The organism is Acinetobacter sp. 197, assembly GCF_048148385.1.
Lineage (GTDB): Bacteria > Pseudomonadota > Gammaproteobacteria > Pseudomonadales > Moraxellaceae > Acinetobacter > Acinetobacter pecorum.
In genome coordinates this window covers 163,046-178,753 of the sequence record NZ_JAYWZK010000003.1, presented here as the reverse complement: position 1 = coordinate 178,753, position 15,708 = coordinate 163,046, and the positions used below count along the sequence as shown (strand labels likewise).

Annotated in this window: 15 protein-coding genes; 1 reads left to right on the top strand and 14 read right to left on the bottom strand. The window is 44.7% G+C overall.

The features are described 5' to 3' along the window. Window positions 1–29: 29 nt before the first annotated feature. The 12 genes from VXQ11_RS04870 to mazG form a co-directional block, all read right to left on the bottom strand. A complete protein-coding gene (locus tag VXQ11_RS04870) occupies window positions 30–956 on the bottom strand; it encodes a branched-chain amino acid transaminase (protein ID WP_416705543.1) in 927 nt (308 codons plus the stop codon). 24 nt (window positions 957–980) lie between these two features. Continuing rightward, window positions 981–3,731: a bifunctional [glutamate--ammonia ligase]-adenylyl-L-tyrosine phosphorylase/[glutamate--ammonia-ligase] adenylyltransferase gene (gene glnE / locus VXQ11_RS04865; protein WP_416705542.1), complete on the bottom strand. Its 2,751-nt coding sequence runs from the start codon at window positions 3,729–3,731 to the stop codon at window positions 981–983. A gap of 84 nt (window positions 3,732–3,815) precedes the next feature. Beyond that, window positions 3,816–5,084 carry a sensor histidine kinase gene (locus VXQ11_RS04860; RefSeq protein WP_064102288.1) on the bottom strand — a complete coding sequence of 423 codons (1,269 nt, stop codon included), beginning with the start codon at window positions 5,082–5,084 and terminating at the stop codon, window positions 3,816–3,818. Between the two features lie 712 nt (window positions 5,085–5,796). After that, window positions 5,797–6,330 carry a ribosome biogenesis factor YjgA gene (gene yjgA, locus VXQ11_RS04855; RefSeq protein ID WP_416680368.1) on the bottom strand — a complete coding sequence of 178 codons (534 nt, stop codon included), beginning with the start codon at window positions 6,328–6,330 and terminating at the stop codon, window positions 5,797–5,799. A 2-nt stretch (window positions 6,331–6,332) separates the two neighbouring features. Then, window positions 6,333–6,602 carry an HPr family phosphocarrier protein gene (locus VXQ11_RS04850; RefSeq protein WP_064094762.1) on the bottom strand — a complete coding sequence of 90 codons (270 nt, stop codon included), beginning with the start codon at window positions 6,600–6,602 and terminating at the stop codon, window positions 6,333–6,335. Next, entirely contained in the window at window positions 6,599–7,450 is an 852-nt protein-coding gene (rapZ, locus tag VXQ11_RS04845; protein WP_064094763.1) for an RNase adapter RapZ, read from the bottom strand. Before rapZ ends, VXQ11_RS04850 begins: the two co-directional genes overlap by 4 nt. Window positions 7,451–7,468: 18 nt before the next feature. Next, complete coding sequence (gene panC, locus VXQ11_RS04840; RefSeq protein WP_416705541.1) at window positions 7,469–8,317, bottom strand: pantoate--beta-alanine ligase; 849 nt, start codon at window positions 8,315–8,317, stop codon at window positions 7,469–7,471. Window position 8,318: 1 nt separating this feature from the next. Continuing rightward, window positions 8,319–9,128, bottom strand: coding sequence for a 3-methyl-2-oxobutanoate hydroxymethyltransferase (gene panB / locus VXQ11_RS04835; RefSeq protein ID WP_144724072.1), 810 nt, complete (start codon window positions 9,126–9,128; stop codon window positions 8,319–8,321). Between the two features lie 53 nt (window positions 9,129–9,181). Continuing rightward, window positions 9,182–9,667 (bottom strand): 2-amino-4-hydroxy-6-hydroxymethyldihydropteridine diphosphokinase, encoded by a 486-nt coding sequence (gene folK / locus VXQ11_RS04830; RefSeq protein WP_416705540.1) that lies wholly within the window; start codon window positions 9,665–9,667, stop codon window positions 9,182–9,184. Beyond that, window positions 9,664–11,136, bottom strand: coding sequence for a polynucleotide adenylyltransferase PcnB (gene pcnB / locus VXQ11_RS04825; protein WP_191730397.1), 1,473 nt, complete (start codon window positions 11,134–11,136; stop codon window positions 9,664–9,666). The genes folK and pcnB overlap by 4 nt, the downstream gene beginning before the upstream one ends. 137 nt (window positions 11,137–11,273) lie before the next feature. Further along, complete coding sequence (locus VXQ11_RS04820) at window positions 11,274–11,693, bottom strand: ComEA family DNA-binding protein (protein ID WP_416680371.1); 420 nt, start codon at window positions 11,691–11,693, stop codon at window positions 11,274–11,276. Beyond that, window positions 11,653–12,465, bottom strand: a complete 813-nt coding sequence (mazG, locus tag VXQ11_RS04815; protein ID WP_416705539.1) for a nucleoside triphosphate pyrophosphohydrolase — start codon at window positions 12,463–12,465, stop codon at window positions 11,653–11,655. Before mazG ends, VXQ11_RS04820 begins: the two co-directional genes overlap by 41 nt. Window positions 12,466–12,554: 89 nt before the next feature. Between mazG and VXQ11_RS04810 the strand changes: the two genes are divergently transcribed. Further along, window positions 12,555–13,325, top strand: coding sequence for an SDR family oxidoreductase (locus VXQ11_RS04810; protein ID WP_416705538.1), 771 nt, complete (start codon window positions 12,555–12,557; stop codon window positions 13,323–13,325). A 23-nt stretch (window positions 13,326–13,348) separates the two neighbouring features. Here the strand turns inward: VXQ11_RS04810 and VXQ11_RS04805 are convergent, their stop codons facing one another. Continuing rightward, window positions 13,349–13,993, bottom strand: coding sequence for a 4'-phosphopantetheinyl transferase family protein (locus tag VXQ11_RS04805; RefSeq protein WP_416705537.1), 645 nt, complete (start codon window positions 13,991–13,993; stop codon window positions 13,349–13,351). 138 nt (window positions 13,994–14,131) lie between these two features. Then, on the bottom strand, window positions 14,132–15,541 hold the full coding sequence (der, locus tag VXQ11_RS04800; RefSeq protein ID WP_005103252.1) for a ribosome biogenesis GTPase Der: 1,410 nt from the start codon (window positions 15,539–15,541) through the stop codon (window positions 14,132–14,134). Window positions 15,542–15,708: the final 167 nt, after the last annotated feature.

Here is a 15,708-nt window from a genome sequence, read left to right as displayed (position 1 = left end):
AGAGGTTTTTTCAAGCAGTAAATTCTGAATTACTTCACATACGTTAACCAGTGTGCATATTTAGGATCTTTGCCCTGAACCGCATCAAAGTAAGCTTTCTGGATTTGAGTGGTGATTGGACCACGTACACCCTCACCAATCTGACGATCATCGTATTCACGGATTGGTGTTACTTCTGCAGCAGTACCGGTAAAGAATGCTTCATCTGCAATGTAAAATTCATCACGGGTAATACGGCGTTCAATTACGTCATAACCCAAGTCTTTAGCAATGGTAATAATGGTTTGACGGGTAATACCATCCAATGCACCACCTGCGATGTCAGGCGTATGAATCACGCCATCACGTACCAGGAATACGTTTTCGCCTGAACCTTGACACACATAACCTTGCGGGTCGAGCAGCATTGCTTCGTCATAACCTGAATGCGCCACTTCCTGATGTGCAAGAATCGACAGCGTGTAGTTGCCTGATGCTTTGGCCTTACACATGGTCACGTTCGGATGATGATGGGTAAATGAAGAAGTTTTTACGCGAATACCCTTCGCCATTGCCTCTTCACCGAGGTAAGCACCCCAGCTCCATGCCGCAACAACGGCATGAATGGTATTGTCAGTTGCAGCAATACCGAGTTTTTCAGAACCAATAAAAATAATTGGACGTAAATAGCAAGACGCTAATTTGTTTTCACGAACAACATCAATTTGAGCTTGCTCTAATGCTGCTTGATCAAATGGAACTTTCATTTGATAAATTTTTGCAGAATTCAACAAACGCTTCGTATGTTCTCTCAGACGGAAAATAGCCGTTCCATTCGGGGTTTCATAAGCACGGACGCCTTCAAACACACCCATGCTGTAATGCAAAGTATGTGTTAATACGTGAGTTTTTGCCTCACGCCAGTCAACTAGTTGTCCATCTTGCCAAATGAAACCATCACGATCAGCCAAATTCATGCCACAAACTCCAATTTCTCACAATTATTCACTATCCAGTACAAAGTCTGCACTTGGATCAATCAGTCTTTGCCATAACTTGCAAACGGTCATTCGGGTATCGTGCCAGTCGCTTGCAGACACTTGCATGGATTGATTTGCAAGGGCTAAGCGATGGCTCTCGGCGCGTTCACGGAGATAAGCTTGAATCAGAGCAGTCGCATCGTCGCTGGATAAGCAACCTGATTTTGCGGCATCCTCAAGAATTCTTACATTGTCGGAGAAATGGGCGAGATCTTTATTCGTCCCACTCCAAGCCAACACCGCATACTGTGCCATAAATTCGATGTCTACGATACCACCTGCATCTTGTTTTAAATGAAAAATACCATCTTTTTTTTGCTCTTTAGAAGAACCGAGATGCTCCTTCATTTTCTGACGCATTTTCAGTACTTCTGCCCGTACATAATTTTCATCGCGAGGCTGAGTCAGAATATCTCGCCGTAAAACTTCGAACTTTTTCCTTAAACTCATTTCACCCGCAATCGGGCGGGCTCGCACCAAGGCCTGATGCTCCCATAACCAGGCGCTCTTGAACTGATATTGTTCAAAGGCTTTTAAACTGGTCACTAAAAGTCCAGCTTCACCCGATGGACGCAAGCGGGTATCGACCTCATAAACACGCCCATCCAGAGTTTGCGTGGTCATGAGGGACATGAATTTTTGCGCCACGCGCATGGCAAACTCAAAGCCACTGATCGGCTTGAGCCCATCTGTATCGGTCTGCTCACTCATATAGTGAATAAAGACCAGATCCAGATCCGAGCCATAACCCAGCTCAATTCCACCGACTTTACCATAACCAATGACTGCAAAAGCCGTATGCTCGACTGAACAGCGCTGCCCTTCTGCATCCAGTGGAAAACCATGCTTTTTCGCAACAATCTGATAGGCCAGATGCAGCGCTGCATTCACCGATACTTCAGCAATATCGGTCAAGGCATCAGAAACTTTCATTAAAGGACTTTCAGCCAGCACATCACTGGCGGCTACAGCAAGTACATTGGATTTTTTAAACAGGCGCAAAACCCGCATCTGGTCTTCAACCTGATCAATTTCAATCCGTAAAAGCTGCTGGCGCAAGGAATCTTCCAGATCCTTACGTTTTGGCAATTCAAAATCCATCGACAGGAATTCATCCAGTAGCACCGGATAATGGGTCAGTTCTTCACAAATCCATGGGCTGACCGTGGCCATCTTCACCAGTCGCTGTAACGCCCCTTTACTCTCAATTAACATCACCAGATATACCGTACGGCGCATTACCGATTCCACCAAGGGCATCAGTCGTACCAGTGCTGTCTGCGGATCATCTGACTGTAAAACTGCTTCGATTAAATGTGGCCAAAAAGTTTTTAAACGCTGCACTGCTTTGGCTGGTAATTTTTTTAAGGCATGCCCATTCCAAAACTCATAGACAAGATTTTTTGCATTGTCATCCAAAACTTCTTGCAGTCGGTTTTCTAGCTGTGAAAAACTTTCAATCAGGGTATCCGGACCATTTTCCTTAATCAAATGATCAAACTGATACATCACCTTGCTACGCTTCGCATTGAGATACGCCATAAAGCTGTCCCAATCGGCAAAACCCAGGGTATCTGTTATACGCGCCCTTAATTCTGGCTCAGTCGGCAATGATTGTGTTTGCTGATCATTCAGTGCCTGAATCGCATGTTCAACCCGGCGCAGAAAAAGATAGGCATCTTCCAGTTCCTGTACTGCCTGTTCGTCCAGCAATTCGGCATCATCCAGATGATTCAGATTCACCAGACACTGGCGATCCTGCAATTCAAGCTTGGCGCCGCCGTAAATCAACTGGAAAACCTGCACGATAAACTCGACTTCGCGAATGCCGCCAGCTCCGAGCTTGATATCATCTTCTATATTCCGGCGTTGTACTTCACGCTCGATCATGGCTTTCATTTCGCGCATGGCTTCAAAAGCACTGTAGTCGACGTATTTACGAAATACAAATGGTCGGGTCATCTCCAGCAGCTCATCGCCTTCCGGACTTGGATTGACAATCCGTGCTTTGATCCAGGCATAGCGCTCCCATTCACGCCCATGCTGGCTCAAATATTTTTCCAAGGCCGCGTGACTGATTGCCAGTGCTGAACCATCTCCCCAGGGACGCAGCCGCATGTCGACGCGAAATACAAAACCGTCAGCAGTGATCTGATCCAGCAAATGAATCAGTTTCTGCCCCCAGAGTATGCAAAATTGCTGCACATCAATACATTTACGCCCATCGGTTTCACCCTGCTCGTCGAAGGCGAAAATCAAGTCAATATCACTGGAAAGATTAAGTTCTTGTGCTCCGAGTTTCCCCATGGCAATGACAATAAGATCCTGTACTTTTCCATTATAGCCAATCGGTTGGCCATACTTGGCAACAAGCGGAATACGGGCAAAATCTTTTGCTGCACAGATGCTGGCATCAGCAAAATCGGAGAGTTCTTGGGTCAGAGTGATAACATCGGTCAGTTGGTTGGCATCCTGCCAGATCCAGCGAAACATCAGACGGGCCCGCAGAATACGCATTGCACGCATCCAGGCGGCTTCATCAGTAATATTCAGGATGCAGTCCTGTACCAGCTGATCAATGTATTCCCGACTGAGTGAGCCCTGAAACTGGTCAATTGCATAATCCTGTTCCAGTAAACTCTGGTGATTGGCCAATACCTGTTCCGCATATTGGCTGGCTCTTAAGGTTTTCTGCAATTGTACTGCATTCATCACTCAACTCTTCCCCTGAAACATTCTGCTTAGTTATAGCAGGAGTTTTGTCTCAAGGGGAATGTTTTAGTTTGAAATTTATTTTTAAGACTGCTCGGCCTGCAGGTCTTCAAGCACCAGTGCCTGATGATCATTGGTGACCATCGGTAAATACACGGTAAAGATAGTGCCTCTGCCCTCTTTGGAATCCACACTAATTTGACCATGATTCAGGTCAATAAAGCGCTTGCACAGTACCAGACCTAAACCGGCACCTTTCTCTTCAGCCGTACCTCTGACACTGACACCCAGCGTCGGTTTGAACAGATTCTGCATCTGCTCTTCAGTCATGCCCAAACCTGTATCCTGAATGGTAATTTTAACCTGCTCGCCTTCCATTTCGGCTGCTAAAATGACTTTACCGCCTTGATCGACTGGCGTAAATTTCAGCGCGTTGGACACCAGATTCTGCAATACCGAGGTAATCATATTAATATCCGCATGGACCTTAATGTCTTCCGGGATATTGTCGATTAATTCAATCTTTTTCTTCAAAGCCAGACTTTTCAGTACACTGCAGACAATTTTACTGGACTGCTTGAGCTCATAATTAATCGGATGATAAACAAAGCGTCCACCCTCTGCCATCGCCCAGGTCAGCAGGCTTTCCAGCAGATTATAGGTAGCTTGCGCATTATCATATAAATAATCCGCAATGCTCTGAATACTGGATTCATCCAGTGTGTCACGTTCCTGCGCCAGGACTTCGGAAAAACCCAGCAAGCCATGAAATGGCGCACGCAGATCATGCGCGATAATCTGGAAAAATTTGGTTTTACTGAAGTTTTGTGCACATTGCTGTTCATATAACTCTTTCAGATTATTATGTTCCTGATTGAGTTTGATACGATTCACTAAACTTTCAGCAAATTGTTTTACAGTGGCAATATCTTCCTGATCAAACAGGTCAGTCTGATCATCAAAGAACACAACCTGACCTAAAGAATCACCTTGACCCGATTTTAAATTAAATGCGACAAGTCGCTGATGCATCACGCCAAGACTTTTCAAGTAGTCTGACAGTTCTGCATATGCGGGATGCAGGCAATCTATCACATCTGCCTGTAGCAGATATGCAGGTATACTAACATCCTGGGGAGCATGCAGACCCCGGAAACCACGCGGACAGCTGTACCAGATATAAGGTTCCGTATGAAAGCCGATAATACTGGTTTTAACATCCAGGACTTTACGGGCAACATTACAGAAGGTGTCTAATAAATTATCAGAGGTATAGACACCTAAAATGAGAGATATACGGCACGAGCTTAAGAGCTCCGTATTCTGACCGACCTCTAGCAGTTTTAGTTCCATGTCTGCCTCTTTGAATGTTTATAGAATATAGGAAACACAGCCGACCAAATTTATACAATCAATAACAAAGATTCTATATTTACTCAACGATGAAAACTCACATATAGATTAAAGGATTTGTTAACCTGTTTCTATCCAGATACATTAACAGCCACAAAGCACTGATATTTAATTAATTAAGAATAACTTGAAAATTTGTTATTCAAAAAAAATGCTACATAAGTGTTTGAAATTAATATATCTCACCTTAAATAAACATGTTTATTTGTACTCACCTTAACACACTATTGACCAAAAAATACCCAGCATCGCTTTTTACCGTGCTTTAAATAAAAGCTAATCTTTTTTCAATGATATAGCTTTAGAGTGAGATCAAATAAATCACTTCCCCACTGATTATTTTCACTCCTATCCAACTCAGAATGAGCTTTTAATTATTAAAATTATCTTAACAATTATACGGTAGAACATCTTTGAAATTTAGAATTTCGATCAAAAAAAATTCACAAAAGCAGCTGAGAATTGTAAATGAATTACATTCGTTAACAAATTAATTGCGGAATTTTTTTGTTTTATTGATCTATCTAGTGATAGAAATGAAAATCAGGAGAAGAAAAGACAGAGGCTATAGGTAATTCATATTTAAGAAAATTAAATTAAATCTGGCATAAAAAAAGCGGCCTATAAAGACCGCTTTTTCAAAAAGTAGAAATTAGTTATCTGAAATCAGCGCTACTTGCTGTACATAGTTAAACAGCTTTAATTTGGACGCATTCACTTCTTCTTCAGCAGCCTGATTTTTTAAATCACGATGCACCCGAAGATAATGCTGGCGCAAAGTATGACGCTCTGTCGCATTATAGGTTTTGGTAAACTCATTGATGGCTGGATCACCATCTTTGACAATTCGATCAACCCAGCGCTGTAATTGGGCTGTCTTTTTCAAACCTTGCTTCGGGGTAAGATAAGACAAAATCACGGTTTCATTTTCATTGCGCAGCAATTTGCCTATCCGTGAAAATTGACGACGACGTGCTTCATGAGAACTAATTGCTTGCACATCAAGCAAAGCCTCAATCAAACGCTCATCTACGGGTAAGTTTTTAATTTGTTTAGCGCTCAGCTCTGCAAGCTGTGCACCTAAAGCGGCCATACGCTGGACCGCTTTTTTCTGTTCGGTTTTACTTGCGCGTCCCTCTAAAGACTCAAAATCTTCTTCAGTTAAACTGTTCGGTCGACGTGCCACGATTAATCTGCCTCATAAAATTTTGCTGCAAATAGTGCCTGAATTTCAGATAAGGCCTTGTCCTCATCTGCTCCTTCAATCACTAAACGTAAAGTTGTTCCTTTGCCTGCACCAAGCATGAGCAAGGACATGATATTTTTAGCATCTACCAGTTTTTCAGTCTTGCCAATCTGGATACTGGAACGAAACTTGGTGGTAACTTCTATCAGTTTACCAGATGCGCGTGCATGTAAACCCAGTTTATTAATTACGTCAACTGTCGTATCTATCATGACCAGTGCTTCATTTCTCGATGGAGGACTTGAATAGACCATTTTGCCTCAAGCGCTTTTTTTAGTCTATCCACAATATAAACAGAACGATGCTGACCACCGGTACAGCCAATCGACACGGTCATATAATGACGGTGTCCCTCGGCAAAAGTTGGCAACCATTTATCCAGAAAATGATAAAGGTCATTAAACATCTCTTCGACCTGATCGCTCTTTTGTAAAAATTCCTGCACCGGCTGATCCAATCCTGAAAATTTGCGCAGTTCTAGCTCCCAATGCGGGTTCGGCAAGTGCCGGACATCAAAGACATAATCCGCATCGAGTGGAATCCCGTGCTTATAACCAAAGGATTGCAAAATCAGGATCAGGTTATCGGCCTGTCCCAGCTTGGACAACAGCGTATGTTTCAGGTCATGTACGCTTTTGTCGGTGGTATCGATATGCACCGTAGAACGCAACTGAATCGGCATCAACAGGATTTTTTCCTCCTGGATACACTGATTCAGACTTTTAAAGCGTGACGCCAGAGGATGTGGGCGGCGCGAGGCACTGAAGCGTGCAATCAGCTCCTGATCCTGCGTAGTCAGATAGATAATATCGACCGAACCATGCTGTTGTAACTGCTCAAATACATGATCAAATTCTTGTAAATCTGCCCGGGTACTGCGTACATCTACACCCAGCGCCAACTGTTCCAGGTTGTTTTCACTGTCCAGTTTTGCCACGATTTCGGGAAGCAATGCCAAAGGCAGATTATCAATACAGTAATAACCCAGATCTTCAAGCACCTGTAATGCAGATGATTTACCTGAACCAGATTGCCCTGTGACAATTAAAATGCGCTTCATGCATGCTACCCTTTCATCTTAGCCGGCAGTATATTTGACCTGCAAGTTGTCAATTAGACGCGTATTCCCCAGCTTTGCAGCTACAAATAACACAAGATCTTGATTAAACGTATGAATTTTTTGTAATTCCGGAGTGCGAGCTTCAACATAATCAACAATGAAACCGGCATCGGTTAGGCTCTGGCGAATTTCGGCCAATACCGTATCGAGTTCTACGCATGCATGTAGCTGCTGTTCAGCCTTTTGCAAGCTCTGGTAAATGACCGGTGCGATTGCACGCTGTTCTTTGCTTAAATAACCATTACGAGAACTTAAAGCCAGACCGTCTTCTGCACGGGCAATCGGCACACCAATCACTTCCAGCGGAATATTCAGGTCTTGTACAAACTGCCGAATGACCGCCAGCTGCTGATAATCTTTCTGGCCGAAGAAAGCATAATTCGGCTGTATGATGTTAAATAATTTAGTCACCACCACCGCCACACCATCAAAATGGCCAGGGCGCTGCGAACCGCATAAATCATTGGTAATTTCAGACACACTGATATTGGTCAAGCGCGGTTTTTTGCCATACATCTGTTCCACACTTGGAGCAAAGACAATGTCACAACCGACTTCAGCCAAAAGCTGCTGATCCTGTTCAAGCGTGCGCGGATAGCTGTCAAAATCTTCATTGGGTCCAAACTGGATCGGATTGACAAAGATACTGACCACCACCACATCACACAACTTACGCGCTTCACGTACCAGATTTAAATGTCCCTGATGCAGATTGCCCATGGTTGGTACAAAACCAATGATCTTGCGCTTGGCACGTGCGGGATTTAATGATGCAGCTAATCCCTGAATGGTGGTTTCTGTTTTCATCTTACAATTCAACCTGAAAAGTCTGTTCTGGTGCCGGAAAAGATCCATCTAAAACTGCCGCATGGTACGCTTTAAAAGCATCCAGAATGGCAGTAGCACCCGATTGTTCCTGCATAAAATTACGTACAAATTTTGCGGTATGGCCAAAGGTCAGACCCAGCATGTCCTGAACCACCAGTACCTGGCCGTCTGTAGCTGCACCCGCGCCAATACCAATCACGGGAATCTGTGGAAACAGTTCGGTAATTTCCTGGCCAAGCTGTGCAGGTACGCATTCAAGTAGCAATAGTGCAGCACCTGCCTCTACCACTGCCTTACAATCTGCAATAAGCTGATTAGCAGCTTCACGGGTACGGGCCTGCAGTTTATAACCACCAAAAACATGTACCGATTGCGGAGTAAGACCCAGATGCACACATACCGGAATACCGTTCCGGGTCAGTACCTGTACGGTTTCCGCCAGCCATGTACCGCCTTCCATTTTCACCATTTGTGCGCCGGCTTGCATCACGGTTTTCGAGCTTTGCAAGGCATCATTTAAGGTGGCATAGCTCATAAATGGCAAGTCAGTCATGATAAAGGCATGCTGGTTACCACGGCGTACCGCAGCCGTATGATAAGCCATATCAGCAACCGTAACAGGCAAAGTCGAGTCGCGACCCTGAATTGACATTCCCAAAGAATCGCCAATTAAAATGCTATCGACTTGGGCAATTTCCATGGCTTTGGCCATACTGGCATCATAACAAGTCAGGCATGAAAATTTGCGTCCATCAGCTTTGAAGCGTCTTAAATCACTCAGACTGACCATGAAGATGTTCCTCTATGATTGAAGTTCTCTCGAACATACCAATAACTCAAAAATTAAATATTTGCCCAGTTGCTGTCATCGAGTACCGTGAGGGTCGATTGTTTGACGATGTCCAGATCTTTTAAGAATGTGTCATTGACCTGTATTTCAGAATCAATATCCAGAAGTGGGATCAAGACAAAATCACGCTCTAATACCCCGACATGCGGCACGGTGAGACGTTCATTTTGAATCTGCTCGTTACCGTAGATCAGCAAGTCCAGATCCAGCGTACGTTCACCCCAATGCCGCAAACGTACCCGACCTGCTTCCTGCTCAAAAGCTTGCAAACGGTCCAGCAAGCTTAAAGCAGCCAGATCAGTCGTTAACTGTACAACGGCATTCAGATAGTTTGGCTGGTCCTGAGGTCCCATGGGTGGACTTTGATACAGATGCGAGGTTTTTACCTCACCCAATGTCGCCAGTTTCTGTACAGCTTCTGCCAGAATCTGGCGTGAATCGCCCAAGTTACTGCCCAGGCCAATATAAGTCACGATCATTGTGTTGGCCCAAATACCACCTGACTCAGATCACGTTTTACCCGCTTGCGTTTCATAATCGGATGATCTGCGCCAATTTCACCACTGGCACTGGCTGCCACATGCGACAGAGGTTTTACCTTGTCTTCAAACTTGGCTTTACGCGCCCGGCGGTTACGCGGCTCAGGTTCATTTACCAACGGTTCGATCTCAACGGAATCTTGCTGCTGCGTCAGTTTCTGTTCCAGAGGTTCTTCTTGACTTGCCTTACGCCGGCTCTTGGCACGCTGACGGTTATATTGGCTAATGGCACGCTCTTTCTCGTCACCACTCATTTGCTGGTAAGCATCCCACCAGCTGCCCATCTCCTGTGCAGTCGCATCACCTGATTTTTCACGCAACAGCAAAAAGTCAAAGCCGGCACGGAAACGTGCATGGCTGGACAAAGCTTCGATTTGCTGTGGTTTAGGATTTAGCAAACGGGTCTGCATTTCCCAGATTTCACGAATAAAGGTTTCTGCAAAGCGCGGAATAACAGTACGGGTTGCCTGGCGTTTTAACACGTCGAGACCAGCTTGGGCACGTGCTTCAGCCGCTACTACACCTTTATTCAGATAGAATTCGCAACGTTCCAGAAATGGCTGCCATAACAGCACTGCATAGAAAAATGCCGGGTTGATGGTTTTGCCGATAGAAATGCGCTGATCGGTATTTTTTGCAGCGCGTTCCATAAACGGCGTAATTTTAGGTTTGATATCTGCAAATAACTGCTGCCAGATTCCAAAATCGATCAGCATCGGCAAGACACGATTCAGATGTCCCATGGTGAACAGTTTCTGTGATTCATCATAAAGTCGATGTGGGGAAACATCACGCAGCAACTGGGTCATTTCCGGAGTGAAAACCTCCAGAATTGCTTCATCAATATTGAAGTTCAGTTTGGCGGCAAAACGCAAGGTTCGTAGCATCCGCACTGGATCTTCTTCAAATCTTAAAGCTGGATCACCCAGTAAGCGTAACGTTTTGCTGTGAATATCATCCACTGCATTGCAGAAATCCAGCACAATGCCCTTACGCGGCTGGTAGTACATCGCATTGATAGAGAAATCACGACGGGAAAAATCCTGTTCGATGCTACCCCAGTTATTATCACGCAGAATCATCCCCGCGGCCGAGGTCACTGCTTTTTTGGGTGGTGCACGGAAAGTTGCTACTTCAACCAGTTCCCGTCCCGAATAGACATGGGCCAGTTCGAAACGTCGCCCGATAATTCGACAACGCCGTCCGAAAACTTCCTTGACCTGAGCCGGGGTGGCATTGGTAACTGCATCGAAATCTTTAGGATTCAAGCCTAACATCAGATCTCGAACACCACCACCCACGATATAAGCTTCATAGCCTGCCTTGTTTAAGGCATCAATCACATCGAGAATATAAGAAGGTAATTGAGCGGTTGATAAACCACATTTTGACGCGCGCAAAGTTTGCAAAAGACGCTGTCTCCTACGTCTGAACGTAAAATTCTAAGATGACGCTAATCATATCGCTTACACGACTAAAGGGCAATTTGATTATGTCAATCCTGCGAGTCAAATCAATCAACTAATCCATGATCCATATGGTCACTCTACAAAGCGAGTTTCGCCTTGTTTTTGGCAAATAAAGCCGGTCCAATGCCTTTGACCTGCTGAATATCTTCAATACTTTTGAACTTACCATTTTTTTGCCGATACTGAATAATGGCTTCAGCCTTCTTCTGACCAATCCCGTGCAATTCCTGCAACTGTTCGAGGCTGGCACGATTCAGACTGATTTTGTCAGTAGCGGAATCTGACAATGCAGGCTTGGCCAGATAATGATTGCTTTCTGATGTGGCGGTAACAGCGGCTTTTTTCTTCAGCCGCGCATCATGTTGCTGCTGTTGGGTCTTCCATTCCATATAATCGGTGGCAGTTGCATGCACAGTCCCGATAGAAATACAGCCGAGCCAGCAACCCAGAACAAGATTAATCCATGTCGGACTGATTTGATAAGATATTTTTTTCATGTGCCACTCTTTGTTTTAATTGTAATTTGGCCTGTTCCCAGAGCTGATCAAGTTCAGCCAGTGACAGTTTTTCCAGGTTTAATTGTTGTAATTGTGCCTGATCTTCCATCAGGGCAAAGCGGGTCCGGAATTTATGGATTGTCCCCAATAATGCCATCTCGCTGGAAATGCCAAGTTTACGACCAACATTGACCAGAGAAAATAAGCAGTCGCCAAATTCTTCCTGTATTTCATCGGAATGTTGTCCGGCTACCGCTTCTTTTAATTCAGCCAGTTCTTCTTCCAGCTTGGCATAAGCACCCGCCATGTCTGGAAAATCAAAACCGATTTTGGCGACATTTTTTTGAATTTCATCGGCCTGCACCAAAGCCGGTGCATGTTTAATATCATCTAGGCGTGAACGCGGCTTACCCTGCTTTTCTTGCTGTTTGATTTCTTTCCATAGCTCAGACACATCTTCCGGACTCATTTTTGCAAATTGTTCAGCCTGAAATACATGCGGATGACGGCGAACCAGTTTATCGGTAATGGCCTGCACCACATCCTGAAAATCGAAAGCCCCCTGCTCGCTGTACATTTGCGACTGGAACACCACCTGTAGCAGCAAATCACCTAGCTCATCGCGGACATCGTCGACTTTTCCAGAGCGTACAGCCGCTTCGACTTCGTAAGCTTCCTCAATCGCATATTTGGTCAGAGATTCGGGGGTCTGTTGCTGATCCCATGGACATTTTTCACGTAATTCGCGCATGATCTGGAGTAGTTGTTCCATGTTTAAAAACCTCTTTTTTACCAAATAGTCGCGTCAATCTGCCGGTTTCTTGTTATGCTCAAAAAAAAGACAATAAGGAGATCAGGCACATGCACAGTATATTGATTAGTGGGGCAGCACAAGGAATTGGGGCAGCAACCGCCCAGCTATTTTACCAGCACGGCTACAAGGTGGGCATTTATGATGTTCAGGTGGAGCAGGCAGAACAACTGGCCCAGCAACTGGGCGAACATGCCAAAGCCGGCTTTCTCGATGTGGCTGACTATACTTCTTGGGAAACAGCTTTAGCCGAATTTTCAGCTTGGGCAGGTGAAATCAATATTCTGGTCAATAATGCCGGGATCTTATATTCAGGGCCTTTTGAAGATACTACCATTGCGGCACATCACCGGACTCTGGATATTAATGTCAAAGGGGTCATGAACGGCTGTCATGCCGCTTTCCCTTATTTAAAAGAGTCTGCATTTGCCCGCATCATTAATCTATCTTCAGCTTCGGCGATTTATGGCCAGGCCGATTTAAGCAGTTATTCCACCAGCAAGTTTGCAGTGCGTGGCCTGACTGAAAGTCTGGATATTGAGTGGCGACCCTATGGGATTCGAGTCTTGGATGTCATGCCACTTTTCGTTAATACGGCCATGGTCAAAGATATGCAGTCAGAAAGTATTAAAAAAATGGGCGTGCATTTAAAAGCAGAAGATGTTGCACGAGATATTCTGAAACTGGCACAGCTCAAAGATTCAATATGGCAGGCAACCCATCATCCGGTCGGATTCAAAAGCCAGTTTTTATTTCATTTATCGCGGATGAGTCCACAATTTGTGAATCGGCTGAGTAATCTGCTCATCGCTAGAAAATAAAAAATATTCGGGTTCATTCTGTTTTAGACAGTGTGATGAATCTGGATCACAGGAAATCTCAAGCCCTTGCAGGAATCCTCACTTTGCCAGGCCACGGTGAACATGCAGCCAGCAAGCGTATAATTTTGATAGGCATAGACGCCAATCTCTGGATGTTCGCAGCGCCCACCATTTTGCTCAGGATGGATATTGGTATTGAGCTCATTCAGGTTTATCCGGATTCCCAAGCCTGATGCCTTTAACACCGCCTCTTTGGTGGTCCAGACTTTAAACCAGTATTCGGGATCATAAGCCAGCATTTTCCAATATTTTAATTCTTCGGGATGAAAGGCATGTTGTGCCAAGGCTTCAAAACGGACTTTACGATTCAGTTCTTCAATATCAATTCCTAAATTCTGAACTTGCTTGCTCGTGGCCAAGGCGTAGAAACTTTGACTATGACTATGATTAAAACTGAAATCCGGATAGTCATTTAAATAAGGCTTGCCAAAATTCGTCCGCACCACCTGTTGATCGCTAACTGGCAATTCAAAAGATTGGGATAAAAGCTGATTGCGCAAAAATGCCACTTCGCGTTTCCGTTCGGCAACCTGGGTTTTGCGGTCTGACAATTGATCACATGCCAGATCAGAAAGTTGATGCAGATGAATTTGAATCAGCCGAGCCACGTGAATCCATTAAAAAGATGTCAATTGATTTGAGTGTAAAAGAATTTACACTTTTATTGGAAGAGAAATTCTATTATGTCTCTAAACAAAAAGCCCGCTGTACGCAGGCTTTTTATCCGAAAAATTTAAACTATAGAATTAGCGTTTAAATTTCTTCTCGGCTTTCTTGAACTTCTGTACATAACGACGTTTACGCGCAGCTGCACGCTCATCCACTTGAGACTTACGGCCTTCAAACGGGTTTTCAGAAGTTTTAAACTCAATTTTAATCGGTGTACCTTCAAGCTTGTACACTTTACGGAACACGTTTTCCAGGTAACGACGATAATCTGCAGGAGTTTTATCCACCTTGTTACCATGAATCACGATCGTTGGCGGATTTTGTCCACCCATATGTGCGTAACGCATTTTAATACGACGGCCCTGAACCATAGGCGGTTGGTGGGCCTCTGTCGCATCATTTAAAATCTGGGTGATTTTTGCCGGTGACACTTTTAAACGCGATGAATCATAAGCACGGTGAATCGATGGATAAAGATCGCCCACACCCGTTCCATGCAATGCAGAAATCAAATGCACCTTCGCCCATGGAATAAAATCGAAGCGACGCTCTACATCGAGCTTACATTGCTTACGATCATATTCAGTCATGTTATCCCATTTATTGACTGCAATAACCATGGCACGACCCGCTTCAAGTGCATAGCCAATCAAATGCAAGTCCTGCTCAACAATACCATCACGTGCATCAACTACAACAACAATGACGTTGGCATCTTTCATTGCCTGTAAAGTTTTAACAATCGAGAATTTCTCAATCATTTCATCAACTTTACCTTTACGGCGCACCCCGGCAGTATCAATCAGGGTATATTGACGGCCATCACGCTCGAATGGAATATAAATCGAGTCACGTGTTGTACCCGGCTGGTCAAATGCCACCACACGCTCTTCACCGAGCAAGCGGTTCACCAGCGTTGATTTACCTACGTTTGGACGACCAATAATCGCTAAACGCAGACCCGTGTTTTTGTCATGCTCTTCCGGATTTTCATCTTCCGGTACATCGGCAAGTACATCTTCCAGCATTTGCTGGACACCACGACCATGGCTGGCTGCGACTTGTAACGGCTCGCCCATACCCAGTTTGTAGAATTCAACCAGGGCAGCTTCAGCATGTACACCATCAACTTTGTTGGCAACCAGAAAGACTTTTTTGCCTAAAGTACGCAATTCACGGGCAATCTGTTCATCAGATGCCAGCAATCCGGCACGCGCATCCACCACAAAAATGATGATGTCAGCTTCATGAATGGCAGTCTTGGACTGCTCTGCCATGTAGGAGTCAATCCCACCTTCATTTTCGCCAATACCGCCAGTATCGACCACAATGAAAGATTTATTTTGATAGGTAGCATCGCCATATTTACGGTCGCGTGTCAGACCGGCAAAGTCTGCCACCAATGCGTCACGGCTCTTGGTAATCTGGTTGAACAGCGTTGATTTTCCGACGTTCGGACGACCAATGAGCGCAATTACGGGTTTCATAGAGTAACCTTTATTTAATATCAGGCGTCAAAGTGGCCTGAACATCAGAAAGCATAGGAAGATATAAGGGGTAAATACCCTAAATAAAAACACGGGGCATTGATTTTTCAATCACCCCGCGTTCACAAAATACGGTTGTGGCTAGTTTAGCATAAGGCTCGTTAAAA